The organism is Phaeobacter sp. PT47_59, from assembly GCF_028890025.1.
GTDB lineage: Bacteria > Pseudomonadota > Alphaproteobacteria > Rhodobacterales > Rhodobacteraceae > Phycobacter.
Window position 1 is genome coordinate 23850 of record NZ_JARCJL010000008.1, and the last position, 12712, is coordinate 36561.

Sequence of the window (12712 nt, forward strand, 5' to 3'; positions counted from 1 at the left end):
CCAGTGTCGCGCCACTTCGCCACATCACTTAGGGGAAAACAGCATGGCAGACCAGCAGGCCCGTGATCGGCAAGCCCGTGATCAGCAGGCCAGCCTCAGCTGGCGCGACGGCAGCGTTCCGGTGTCAGACCAGTTCGACGATCCCTATTTCTCGATCCAGGACGGGCTGGCGGAGACAGAGCATGTGTTTCTGGCCGGGAACGATCTGCCGACGCGCTTTGCTCCCGGATTTCACATTGCGGAGCTGGGTTTTGGCACGGGGCTGAACCTGCTTGCCGCCTGGAAACTGTGGGAGGAAAGCAGTCAGAGCGGCGCGCTACGGTTCACCAGCTTCGAGGCCTTCCCGATGGTGCCTGCCGATATGGCAAAGGCGCTAACGGCGTTTCCCGCCGTTGCCCCCTGGGCCGAGCGATTTCTGGCAAAATGGAGCGGGGAGGGCAGCTGCACCTTTGACACCCTGCAGTTTCAGATGGTCAGGGGCGACGCGCGCCTGTCGCTGCCGGAGTGGACAGGGCAGGCCGATGCCTGGTTTCTGGACGGGTTTTCCCCGGCCAAGAACCCCGAGTTGTGGGGCGAGGATCTGATGGCGGAAGTGGCCCGGCATACGGCACCGGGCGGAACAGCGGCGACCTATACCGCAGCCGGTTTCGTGCGTCGGGGGCTGGAAGCCGCGGGTTTCACCGTTACCCGTATCCCGGGCTATGGGCGCAAGAGGCATATGACAAAGGCAGAACAGGCATGAGCACCGCAGAGACTCACGAGGCAGGCAACAACACGCGCCTTGGCGTGCTGCTGATGATCGGCGCCACCATCGTCTTTGCTCTGCAGGACGGGATCTCGCGCCATCTGGCGGGGGAATACAACGTCTATATGGTGGTGATGATCCGCTACTGGTTCCTGTCGCTCTTCGTGGTGACCATCGCGTTGCGGCAGCCGGGCGGGCTGAAAAAGGTCGCCCGCACCCGGCAGATCTGGCTGCAGATCTTTCGCGGTTTCATCTGCGCGGCCGAGATCTGCGTCATGGTGCTGGCCTTTACCCTTCTGGGGTTGGTGGAAAGCCATGCGGTCTTTGTCTCCTATCCCTTGTTGATCGCGGCGCTGTCGGGGCCGATCCTGGGCGAGAAGGTCGGGATCTGGCGCTGGAGCGCGATTCTGGTCGGTTTCCTGGGGGTGCTGATTATCCTGGAACCCGGCGTTGGCGTCTTCCAACCCGCCGCCCTTGTGCCGCTTCTGGCGGCCTTGATGTTTGCCCTATACGGGTTGCTGACGCGCTATGCGGCGCGTAAGGACAACTCGGCGACCAGTTTCTTTTACGTCGGCGTTGTCGGCGTTGTCTTCATGACGCCGATCGGCCTCTGGAACTGGGAGGCGATGAGCGCACCGGACTGGGGCTGGATGGGGCTGTTGTGCCTGACCGGGGCACTCGGGCACTACCTGCTGATCCGCTGCTACGAGGCTGCCGAGGCCAGCGCGGTGCAGCCCTTTGCCTATCTGCAGCTGCCCTGGGCGGCGATGTTGGGGCTTGTGGTCTTTGCCGAGACGATCCGCTTCAACGTGGCGCTCGGCGCCGGTATCGTTGTGGCGGCGGGGCTCTTCACCCTATGGCGTGAACGCCGCAAGGGTTGAGCCTTTCAGCTCGCGCGAGAACGGGATCGGCAGGGGCGCCTTGCCCAGCCGCGCGCGGTAGACCGGCAGGCTTTCGGTCACGCGCATCACGTAGTTGCGGGTCTCGTTGAAGGGGATGTGCTCGATCCAGTCGATGATGTCGGGGGTGCCGTCGCGGGGATCGCCGTAGCGCTCCATCCAGGCGAGGGGGCGCCTTGGGCCGGCATTGTAGCCGGCCGCCATCATCACCACGTTGCCGCCGAATTCCTCGGCCAGGCGCGCGAGATACTGCGCGCCAAGGGTGGCGTTGTAATCCCATTCGGCGGTCAGGCGGGCGGTCTTGTGATCGTCCAGAATGCCCAGCTCCCCGGCCACCAGTTTTGCGGTAGCGGGCATCACCTGCATCAGCCCGCGCGCGCCCGCATGGCTGATCACGCCCGCGTCGAATTCGCTTTCGCGCCGGGCGATGGCAAGGGTCATCTCAGGTGCCATGGGCAGTTTCTGCTCGGCGACCGGATGCAGCGGGTAGTATGCGCCTTTCAGCTCGATCCCGTCTTGCGCGGCCCGTTTGCCGATCATCACGGCGAGGTGGGGTTGACCCATCTCGACGGCCATCTGGCCCAGCTGCAAGGCCTCTTGGGGGGGCAGGCTCTCAGTCAGATGGGTCAGGAAACGCTCCCCAAGGGACAGCTCCCCGGCACGCAAGAGCTGCAGCCCGGCCTCGGTCACCGAAGAGTTCAGAAAACGCGCGCTGCGCCAGTCCGGCAGGGCAGGCGGGGTTGCCAGCTCTGGATCGAATGGACGTCCCAGCGCCTCGGCGGCGAGGATCCCGTAGAAGGAGGTCTGATAGGCGGCACCCTTGGCATAGGCGGCATGGGCCTGTTCCACCTGGCCAAGCGCTGCATAGGCGCGGCCCAGCCAGTAGCCGCCGCGCCCGATGGAAATGGGCGTCTCGACGGAGGAAAGGAAGCGTTCGAAATGCTGCGCAGCGAGCGCTGGATCATTGAGCTTGCGCAGGGCGATATAGCCGGCCAGCCATTCGCAATCGGAATAGCCATAGCCCGCGTCCGGGGTCGAGAAATGATGCGCGGCCAGTTGGTAGGCCCGTTCGTTATTGCCATCACGCATGTCCTGACGGGCAAGATCGCGGCGGCGGCGCAGCCAGTCTTCGGGGCGGCCAAGCCTGTCGGCGCTGGTGCTGCGCTCCATCAGCATCTCGATGGCGCCCTCGCGTCGCCCCTTCTGATCGCGCCAGTCGAAACGGTCATAGGCAAGGCCCGCATCATCTTTCAGATCGCCGGGCACTGCGGCGATCTTGGCATCAACGCCCGCGGTGCGTTCCTGCAGGGCGATGCGCGCCTCGGCCAGTTTGCGGGGGCCATCCGGCACCAGGTCGAGCATGCGCCGGGCGCTGACCAAGTGGTGATCCCACAACAGCCGATCCAGGCGGGCCACGTGATGCGGTCTGAGCCGGGAGCCAAAATCCGCAAGAAAGGCAGACTGCAGCTCTTCGGTCATCGGCATGGTTTGCCAGGCGCGGATGATCTCGGCCTCAGCCTCGCTGCGCCGCCCGGCCCGGATCAATGCGTGGCCCAGGCTCAGCGCGCCTTCGGCGGTCTTGGGGCTGTGGTTCGAATAGAAGGAAATCGTGACGGGATGCGGTGCCTTGGCCAGGTTTTCCTCCTGCTGCTGCCGCAGATAGGGCAGGCCGGGCCAGTCCGGGCGCCGCGCCAGGAAGGACATCACATCCCGCGATGTCCCTTCGCCCGCGCGCAAGCGATGCCATTCGACGATATCGCGGGCAACCGTGGTTTCCGGTCCGGCCCGTTCCCCTGCCGCGTTCCAGTCCTTGTCCCGCACCAGGTCCAGCGCCTCTGACAGGCGGTCCGCGCGGGCCGGATCGGCGCCAAGAAGCGGGAGGAGCAGTAGAATGAAGGTCAGAATGCGTGTCATCTCTTGCATTTTCTTGTGAACAGGGGATAGAGGCTTTGACGATAAGCCGTGACGGGCCGGTATCAACTCAAATCCCGGTCATGTCCACCATTCCGGCGGGGCTTTGCCTGCCGATCACTCGCAACTAAGGGAGCGTGCCCATGTTCAAAGGCTCTATGCCAGCCCTCGTCACTCCGTTTCGCAACGGCGAGTTGGATCTGGATACGCTCAAACACCTGGTAGAATGGCAGATCGAGCAAGGCTCGACCGGTCTGGTCCCCGTGGGCACCACTGGCGAAAGCCCGACGCTGAGCCATGAAGAGCACGAAACCGTGATCGCCGAGGTGGTGAAGGCCGCCGCGGGCCGGGTGCCGGTCATTGCCGGTGCCGGCTCCAACAACACGGTCGAGGCGATTCGCTTTGTCGAATTCGCCGCACGCATCGGCGCCGATGCGGCCCTGGTGGTGACGCCCTATTACAACAAGCCGACCCAGCGCGGCATGGCGGCGCATTTCACCGCGCTGCACGACTGCGCCGATATCCCGATCGTGATCTACAACATCCCGGGCCGTTCGGTCGTTGATATGACCCCGGCGACCATGGGTGAACTGGCCAAGCTGCCGCGCATCGTGGGCGTCAAGGACGCCACCGGCAAGCTGGAGCGCGTCAGCCAGCAGCGCGCCTCCTGCGGTGCGGATTTCATCCAGCTGTCGGGTGAGGACGCCACCGCGCTGGGCTTCAACGCCCATGGCGGCGTCGGCTGCATCTCGGTCACCGCCAACGTGGCACCGAAGCTTTGCGCCGAATTCCAGGCGGCGACCCTGGCGGGCGATTACAAGACCGCGCTGGACTATCAGGACCGCCTGATGCCCCTGCACGAGGCGATCTTCATCGAGCCGGGTCTGGTGGGCGCGAAATACGGCCTGTCGAAACTGGGCCTGTGCAGCGAAGAGGTCCGCTGCCCGCTGACCACGCTGGAAGACAGCACCAAGGCAGCGATCGACGCGGCGATGAAACACGCGGGCCTGATCTAAGGCTGACCGGTTTTTCCGATTTAAAAAGGCGGCTCCTCTCGGGGCCGCCTTTTTCTATCCGCAAGGTGTTTTGCCTGAATACAACACCTACTCATTCGGCTCAGTAGTGCCGTCGGAGTTTTCCCACCTGCGAAACAGCTGTCTATCCAACACGTCCAGTTTTCCGAGTGGCTCGGCCGTGTAGACGAACTCGATGTCTAGTTGATCGAGGTTTTCCGTCAGTCCGGCGTCAAAGTTCACGGCAACAATTTCTGCCCGTTCACGCACAAACTCTGTCGGCTCCTTATCAAGGTAGTAGCAAAAGGTAATTTTCTTGGGGGCGTCGATCCTTAAGGCCACCATTCGCATTTCTGGGGTGACTTCACCGTTCAGACAGGCGTGCGCCCACAGGTATATGTCTTCGCGGTCTAGCATTCAGCGTTTGCCGTAGTAGAGACCGACCACATGTTCGGCCTCGGCAAAGAACAGCCAGCGCAGGCAGGCGACCCCGGCGATATGCAGCAGAACCGCAAGGCCCGCCATCAGATGCTTCAGCATCAGGCCCGAAAAGGGAATGATCATCAGCGCAATCGGCAGGGCAAAGGCGAGGGCAAAGCCGATCACCCGCAGTTTCAGCGCGTGTTTGCGGCCCAGCACATAGGTGAATTCGCGCAGCAGGTAGTTGCTGCCCGTGTGCGGCGGCTCGAAGGCGCGCAGGGTGCCGCGATCCCCCAGTCCCGTGGCAGTGCCGATATCGGTACCCGACTGCGCCAGCGCCTTACCCGTCTTGGCCCAATAGATGAGCTGAATCGCCCCGGCCAAGGCCAAGAGCCAGGGCGCAAGGCTTTCGCGTCCGGCCAACAGGGCTCCGCCCGCGACTGCGAAACTGAGAAACACCATGGGTGTCAGCGGGCTATGCCAGCGTGGGATCGTTTTCAGCTGGGTGTAGATCATCGCGGTGGTGAAGACCGTGCCGATGCTCAGTACCGTGCCAAGGACACCTAAGAAACGCCAGTCGGTCTCCAGGAAAACGGCACCGGCAGCGTAGATTGCCATGATAACCAGCGCGGCGACGGCAGCGCAGCCTTCACGGCTGAGCCAACTTGTACGCCACTGGCTGAAGGCCTTCCAGGCGCGTTCGGGGTGACCCAGGTGAAAAGTCGAGGCCAGCAGCCCGCCAACCGCCAGCGCATAGGCGATGGCGTAAAAGACGAAGGCGACCCAGCCGGTGACCGAAGGCATGCCAAGCCCGAGGAAGGCGAGCAGGCCAAAACCAAGCCCCGACAGGGTGGTGAAGAGGATGACGGAAGGGGCCGGATGCATCAGGAATTTCCTCCGGGCAGTTTATCAAGCGCCTTGTCCAGCCAGCCAAGGAAGCCGGTAGGTTCTTCCGCGACGGGCGCCAGAAGCGGAGCCAGCACGTCGATCTGATCCTCGATCCGGTCCTTGGGGCGGGGTGGCAGGTATTTGTTGACGGGTTTCGTGCCCATCTCGGGCATCAGGTCCATGCCGCCGCGCGCTGCGACCAGTTGCGAGACATCACTGTCCGGATCTCCGAGATCACCGAAATGGCGCGCCCCTGCGGGACAGGTGCGCACACAGGCGGGGATGCGGTCCACTTCGGGCAGGTTCTCGTTATAGATCCGGTCGACGCAGAGGGTGCATTTCTTCATCACGCCTTCGGCCAGGTCCAGCTCGCGCGCGCCATAAGGGCAGGACCAGGCACAAAGCCCGCAGCCGATACAGTCGCTTTCATTGACCAGAACGATGCCATCCTCCACTCGCTTGTAGCTGGCGCCGGTGGGGCAGACGGTGACGCAGGGGGCATCCTCGCAGTGCAGGCAGGATTTGGGGAAATGCACCAGCTGGGCAGCGGGGGCGGGCTGGGCGCCTGTGGACGGTGGTTGCACCTCATAGGAATGCACCCGGTTCAGGAAGGTGCCAGATGGATCGGCGCCATAGGGATCCTGATCCGACAGGGGCGCACCGTAGTTTTCGGTGTTCCAACCCTTGCAGGAAATCACGCAGGCATGGCAGCCGACGCAGGTATCCAGATCGATGACCAGACCCATCTTGCGGTCTGTCTGTGCAGGCAGTTCGGTCATTTGCCCACCTTCCATTTCAGATCCTTTGGCCCCGTTCCCATCGGCGAGGTGATCGGCGCGAAGGCAGGCTGGCTTTCGCTCATACCATCCGGCGCGGCGGCCTTTTCGATCTTCACCTTGAGGTCGAACCAGGCGGCCTGGCCAGTGATCGGATCCGAGTTCGCCCATCGTAGCCCGTCGCCCTTGGGGGGCAGCAGCTCGTGGATCAGGTGGTTGAGCAGGAAGCCCTTGGTGGCCTCGGGCGCTGTGTCCTCCAGGGCCCAGGCGCCCTTGCGCTTGCCGATGGCATTCCAGGTCCAGACCGTGTTTTCATTGAGCGCGGCCATTTCCATCACAGGCACGGTGATCTCCCCGTGCGGAGAAGAGACCCGCGCCCAGTCGCCATCAGACAAGCCGTTTTCGCGCATCAGTTTTGTCGGCACATACAAGGGATTGCGCCCGTGCAACTGCCGCAGCCAGGCGTTCTGACTGCCCCAGGAGTGATACATCGCCATGGGGCGCTGGGTCAGCGCGTTGACGGTGAAACCCGCGTTGCCCTGCTGGTCACTCTCATACCAGATCGGCAGCGGATCCATGGTGGCCCTGATCCGCGCGCGCAGATGGTCGGGCGGCTGGCGCTCCCCGTATCCTTCGGCTGCCAGTTGAAAGCGGCGGAGCGGCTCGACATAAAGCTGGAATAGGTAGGGTTCGGGCTTGTCATATAGGCCCATGCCCACCGCCCAGTCCTGATAGGCCCTGTTCCAGGGTTTGTAGTAGAGCGCCGCATCGGGGATGTGGTTGACGTGGAAACCGCCGTTTTCAATGTAGCGGTCCAGTTGCGCGGGGTTTGCTGCCCCGCGCCCGGACTGGCTGCCATCGCCGCGCCATCCCGAAAGCGGGCCGATGCCGGGCTTGCGTTCGTGATTGACGATATAATCGGCGTAATCCTGATACTTGGCGCTGCCGTCCTCGGCGGTGAAGCCAGGCAGTTTCAGCCGGTTTGCCAGTTGCACCAGAGCGGTCTGGAAGCCGCGCACGTCCCGGTCCGGCTCAACCACCGGCCAGCGGATCGCATCGGCGGCGGCGTCGGCTTCGCAGATCGGGCGGTCGAGCAGGGAAATGCAGTCGTGCCGCTCCAGATAGGTGGTGTCTGGCAGGATCAGGTCGGCATAGGCGACCATTTCGGAACTATAGGCGTCCGAATAGATGATGCGCGGGATGACATATTCGCCGTCCGCATCGGTATCGGTCAGCATCTCGATCACGCCGCGGGTGTTCATCGAGGAGTTCCACGACATATTCGCCATATACATGAATAGCGTGTCGATCTTGTAAGGGTCCCCTGCATGGGCGTTGGAGATCACCATATGCATCAACCCATGGGCGCTCATCGGGTTTTCCCAGGTAAAGGCCTTGTCGATACGCGCCGGGCTGCCGTCTTCCTTGAGGGCCAGATCATCGGGGCCGTGCACGAACCCCAGATGCGGGCCATCCAGCGCGCAGTCGGGTTTCACGCCACAGTGGGGTTTGGGATGCGCGGTCGCGGGCTTGGGGTAGGGCGGTTTGAAGCGAAAGCCGCCCGGAACCTCCACCGTGCCGAGAAGGATCTGCAGCACATGCAGCGCCCGGCAGGTCTGGAAGCCGTTGGCATGGGCGGACACCCCGCGCATCGAATGGAATGACACGGGCCGCCCCACCATGGTCTGATGCGTCTCGCCACGAAAATCGGTCCATTCCTGCTGGATCTCGAAGGCCTCGTCAAAGGCGACGCGGGCGATCTCGGCGGCGATGGCGCGAATGCGGCTTGCCGGAATGCCGCAGTGATCGGCCACCGTTTCGGGCGCGTAGTCATCTGACAGGTAGCGTTCCGCCATGAGGTGGAACACAGGCCGGTGCGTGACGCCCGCATGGCGGTAGGTGGCATGCAGATCGGGGCGCACGCCGGGCTGGTCAAAGGGCGCGGGCTTGCCGGTCTTGCGGTCGATCACCAGCTCCTTGCCTGCCTCATCGCGCAGGAACAGGCCCTGTTCCGGCCCCTCGCTGGCGTTCACCAGAACCGGGGCGTTGGTGTAGCGGCTGAGGTAGTCGAGATCGATTTTCCCGGCTTTCAGCAGCACATGCACCAGCGACAGGATGAATAGCCCGTCGGTGCCCGGCGTGATGCCGACCCAGTCATCGGCCACCGCATTATAGCCGGTGCGGATCGGGTTGACGCCAATCACCCGCGCGCCGCGCGCCTTGATCCGTCCAATGCCCATCTTGATCGGGTTGCTGTCGTGATCCTCCGCGACGCCAAAGAGCAGGAACAGCTTGGTATGGTCCCAGTCGGGTTGGCCGAATTCCCAGAAGGCGCCGCCCATGGTGTAGATCCCGGCCGTTGCCATATTGACCGAGCAAAAGCCCCCATGCGCCGCATAGTTGGGCGTGCCGAAGTTCTGCGCCCAGAAACTGGTGAAGCTTTGCGATTGATCCCGTCCGGTGAAGAAAGCCAGCTTTTCGGGGGCAGTTTTGCGCAAGGGTTCCAGCCAGGAGGTCGCCAGATCCAGCGCCTCCTGCCAGGTGATTTCCTGAAACTGCCCCGACCCGCGCGGACCGACCCGGCGCAGTGGCGCGCGCAGCCGCGAGGGCGCATTGTGCTGCATGATCCCGGCGCTGCCCTTGGCGCAGAGAACGCCCTTGTTCACAGGGTGATCTCGGTTGCCTTCGATATAGGCGACCTGTTTCCTGCCATCGCTGCCGGTCTTCATGTGCACATTGATGCCGCAGCGGCAGGCACACATATAGCAGGTGGTCTGACGCACCTCTTCCGAGACGTCGGGTGAGGTGTTCACCCGGGGTTGCTGGACTGTCATCTGGCCTCCCTGTGCTTTGCTCCGTCAGGTCAGTAGCTTGATACCTGTCAGAACGAACCCTGCGATGAACAGGGTCTCAACGATGATCAAGGCGATGGCGGCTCCTCCAACCGACAGCACCTGTTTCAGATTGCTTTTCATGCCCACGGCGGCGATTGCGATCAGCAACAGCCAGCGCGATGTATCGCTCAGAAGCGCCGATAGCTGCACCGGGATCAGCTCAAACGAGCTGAGCACGGCCAGGATAATGAAGGCGACGACAAAGCCCGGAAGCAGCGGTGGCTGCTGTCCTTCGCTCTGTTCCGAGACGCGGGCGCGGATCACCAGCGATGCGACCAGAACCACCGGCGCCAGCATCGAGACACGGATCAGTTTCACCAGCGTGGCGGTGTCGCCGGTCTGTTCCGAGATCGAGAAACCGGCGCCAACCACCTGCGCCACATCATGGATGGTGCCGCCGATGAAGACGCCCGCCGCAAGATGGTTGAACGCAAGATAATTCGCCAGGATCGGATAGGCGATCATGGCAAAGGTCGACAGCACGGTGACCCCCATGACGGTGAAGACCAGCCGTTCCTCGGAGCGGTCATCGCGGGGCAGGATGGCACTGATCGCCATTGCCGCCGAGGCGCCGCAGATGGCCACCGACCCGGCGGTCAGCAGGGCAAAGCGCCACTGATGGCCAAAGAACCGCGCCACCAGCATGCCAAATCCGATGGTGGCAACGACACCGGCGATGGTCAGCAGGATCAGCTCCACCCCCAGTCCCATCATGATGGTCATGGACACCCGCACTCCCAGCAGCGCCACCCCCAACCGCAGAAGGGCGCGCGCCGAAAAGGCGACCCCCGGCACGGTCTTGCCCTCTTCGCCCAGAAAACTGACCGCGATGCCCAGCAACAGCGCCAGGAGCATGGCCGGGGTTGCGTAATGCTCGGCGAGGAACTGCGCCGTCATCGCGACGATCACCGAGATGGCGACGCCGGGAAACAGCTCCTGAGCGCGTGATCTCAGCAGTGCAATCCGGTTGCCTGAGGGCTGTGCGACGGTATCCATGCGCGTCTGGGTCATTCTGTTGCGAGATCCAAATCTGTGGTCAGGCTAGGGTGGTTTTTGCGTCTCTGCGAGACAATTTCCGCCCTGGAGGCGAGAATTTGGGACGATTTCCCGATCCGTGAGGCTGCCTTTATCGCTGTGAAAGGGGCGTGTAGCTGCGCGGTTCCGGTCCGTTGTAAAGCGTCAGCGGGCGGATCAGGATATTGCCGCGCTGCTGTTCGATGCATTGGATCACCCAACCCGGCATGCGCCCGATGGCAAAGATCGGCACATAAAGGTCCATCGGGATGCCGTGCAGCTGGTAGATCACGCCGGAATAGAAATCGACGTTCACGTTCAGCCCGTGGCGCGCGTAGGGAGACATCGCCTCGACCACCGCCTGCAGGATCTCGTACCACTCGGGGGCGCCCATTTCCTCGCCCAGCTTGCGCACGCCCTCGCGCATGTGGCGGGCGCGGGGATCCTCCTTGCGGTAGACCCGGTGACCAAATCCGGTAACGGCCTCCTTGGCCGCGCGCTTGGCCTTCACATAGGTGGCGGCCTTGTCCGGGGTGCCGATCTCGTGGACCATCTTCATCACGTCCTCGGCCGCACCACCATGGGCGGGACCGGCCAGGGTCGACAGCGCCGTGACGATGGCGCCATGAAGATTGGCCTCGGTGCCGATGGTGACGCGGGCCGCAAAACTGGAGGCGTTCGAGCCGTGCTCGGCATGCAGGATGAAATCCACATCCGCCAGACGCGCCGCATCCGCGCTGGGTTTTTCGCCCTTCAGCATCCACAGCCAGTTGGCGGCATGGCCCAGGGACATATCCGGCGCAACCGGATCGCGCCCGTTGCGGATCGCCTCATGGGCGGCGAGGATCATCGGCACCTGGCTGGTAAGGCGGATGCCATTGGCGACAAAGGCCTCTTCACCCAGCGCCTGGCTGGCGGGGTCCAGCGCGGCCAGGGCGGAAACGGCGGTGCGCAGAACATCCATCGGATGGCCGTCCTTGCAGGCGCGGATGATTGCGTGGACCTCCTGCGGCAGGACCCGCGCCGCCTTCAGTTGCGCATCGAAATCGGCCAGCTCTTGCGCAGTCGGCAGCTCGCCGTGGATCAGCAGATAGCAGACCTCCTCAAAGGTGGAATGGGTGGCCAGATCGTGGATCGAATAGCCGCGATAGCTCAGCTCGCCCTTGGCGCCATCGATGTCGGAAACGCCCGAGCGCTCGAAATAGACGCCTTTGAGGCCCCGGTTGATCTTGACGTTTTCGCTCATAGCTGGCTCCTTCCTATGGCAAGGGAGAATGATATGTCGGTATTGGAAAATGCGGTTGAGGCCGCCAAGGCGCGGCAGGCGCGGGTGGTCTTTCCCGAAATGGAGGATGCCCGCGTTGCAGCGGCGGTTGCGCAGCTGCGCCGCGATGGCCTGTGCGAAGCCTTGCCGCTGGCAGTACCGTCCGAGGCCCATGTGGAGGCCTTGGTCGCCGCGCGCGGTCTGAAAGAGGGAATCGCAAAACGTATGATTTCCAAGCCCTTGTACCGCGCCGCCGCGATGGTTGCCGTGGGAGAGGCAGATGCCATGGTGGCGGGCGCCGATGTGCCCACCCGCCGGGTGATCGAGGCCGCCAGTATCGGGATCGGCTTGGCCGAAGGGGTGTCTGTGCCCTCGTCCTTTTTCCTGATGCTCTTCCCGGATGGGCGCGAGCTGGTCTTTGCCGACTGCGCGGTGAACGTGGCGCCCGATGCGGACCAGCTTGCCGATATCGCACGTGCCTCTGCCGCTTCGGCAAAGGCGCTCTTGGGCGCGGCGCGGGTGGCGATGCTGTCCTTTTCCACTGGCACCTCGGGGGATGGAGACAGCGTAACGAGGGTGCGCGAGGCGGCAGAGCGCGCAGGCTTTGCCGGGCCGGTGCAGGCGGATGCGGCGCTCAACGCTGCGATTGCTGCCAAGAAGGGGATCGACCCGCTGGAGGCCAATGTGCTGGTGTTCCCGAACCTTGATGCGGGCAATATCGGATACAAGCTCTGCCAGGAGCTGGCGGGAGCCCAGGCGCTGGGTCCGTTCCTGCAGGGCTTTGCGCGACCGGTCTGCGATCTCAGCCGCGGCGCCAGCGTGGAGGACATCGTCGCCGCCACGGTGCTGACCGCAGCGCAGGCCTGAGGATCGGTCCGACCGGCACGC

At 63.5% G+C, this 12712-nt stretch carries 11 protein-coding genes; 4 read left to right on the forward strand and 7 right to left on the reverse strand.

Annotated elements, in window-relative coordinates; translation table 11 throughout:
• Positions 1 to 43 precede the first annotated feature (43 nt).
• Both mnmD and PXK01_RS09290 read left to right on the forward strand, forming a co-directional pair.
• The gene (gene mnmD, locus PXK01_RS09285) at positions 44 to 742 is read left to right on the forward strand and encodes a tRNA (5-methylaminomethyl-2-thiouridine)(34)-methyltransferase MnmD (RefSeq protein ID WP_274859760.1); all 699 of its coding nucleotides are present in this window, start codon (positions 44 to 46) and stop codon (positions 740 to 742) included.
• Positions 739 to 1626 (forward strand): DMT family transporter, encoded by an 888-nt coding sequence (locus tag PXK01_RS09290; protein WP_274859761.1) that lies wholly within the window; start codon positions 739 to 741, stop codon positions 1624 to 1626. The genes mnmD and PXK01_RS09290 overlap by 4 nt, the downstream gene beginning before the upstream one ends.
• Here the strand turns inward: PXK01_RS09290 and PXK01_RS09295 are convergent.
• Positions 1600 to 3558: a lytic transglycosylase domain-containing protein gene (locus tag PXK01_RS09295; RefSeq protein WP_274859763.1), complete on the reverse strand. Its 1959-nt coding sequence runs from the start codon at positions 3556 to 3558 to the stop codon at positions 1600 to 1602. The two genes, PXK01_RS09290 and PXK01_RS09295, sit on opposite strands and share 27 nt — an antisense overlap.
• A gap of 140 nt (positions 3559 to 3698) precedes the next feature.
• Here PXK01_RS09295 and dapA point away from each other — a divergent pair, with 140 nt between their 5' ends.
• Complete coding sequence (gene dapA, locus PXK01_RS09300) at positions 3699 to 4571, forward strand: 4-hydroxy-tetrahydrodipicolinate synthase (RefSeq protein ID WP_274859765.1); 873 nt, start codon at positions 3699 to 3701, stop codon at positions 4569 to 4571.
• An 87-nt stretch (positions 4572 to 4658) separates the two neighbouring features.
• Here the strand turns inward: dapA and PXK01_RS09305 are convergent, their stop codons facing one another.
• The 6 genes from PXK01_RS09305 to PXK01_RS09330 all read right to left on the reverse strand — a co-directional run bounded on the left by PXK01_RS09305 (position 4659) and on the right by PXK01_RS09330 (position 11806).
• On the reverse strand, positions 4659 to 4985 hold the full coding sequence (locus tag PXK01_RS09305; protein WP_274859766.1) for a hypothetical protein: 327 nt from the start codon (positions 4983 to 4985) through the stop codon (positions 4659 to 4661).
• Positions 4986 to 5873, reverse strand: coding sequence for a dimethyl sulfoxide reductase anchor subunit family protein (locus PXK01_RS09310; protein WP_274859767.1), 888 nt, complete (start codon positions 5871 to 5873; stop codon positions 4986 to 4988). It abuts the gene before it with no gap.
• Entirely contained in the window at positions 5873 to 6655 is a 783-nt protein-coding gene (locus tag PXK01_RS09315) for a 4Fe-4S dicluster domain-containing protein (protein ID WP_274859768.1), read from the reverse strand. Before PXK01_RS09315 ends, PXK01_RS09310 begins: the two co-directional genes overlap by 1 nt.
• Complete coding sequence (locus PXK01_RS09320; protein ID WP_274859769.1) at positions 6652 to 9486, reverse strand: molybdopterin oxidoreductase family protein; 2835 nt, start codon at positions 9484 to 9486, stop codon at positions 6652 to 6654. Before PXK01_RS09320 ends, PXK01_RS09315 begins: the two co-directional genes overlap by 4 nt.
• Positions 9487 to 9510: 24 nt before the next feature.
• Positions 9511 to 10557 (reverse strand): YeiH family protein, encoded by a 1047-nt coding sequence (locus PXK01_RS09325; RefSeq protein ID WP_274859770.1) that lies wholly within the window; start codon positions 10555 to 10557, stop codon positions 9511 to 9513.
• A 115-nt stretch (positions 10558 to 10672) separates the two neighbouring features.
• Positions 10673 to 11806, reverse strand: coding sequence for a citrate synthase (locus PXK01_RS09330; protein ID WP_274859771.1), 1134 nt, complete (start codon positions 11804 to 11806; stop codon positions 10673 to 10675).
• A gap of 33 nt (positions 11807 to 11839) precedes the next feature.
• Between PXK01_RS09330 and PXK01_RS09335 the strand changes: the two genes are divergently transcribed.
• On the forward strand, positions 11840 to 12691 hold the full coding sequence (locus PXK01_RS09335) for a phosphate acyltransferase (RefSeq protein ID WP_274859772.1): 852 nt from the start codon (positions 11840 to 11842) through the stop codon (positions 12689 to 12691).
• Positions 12692 to 12712 lie beyond the last annotated feature (21 nt).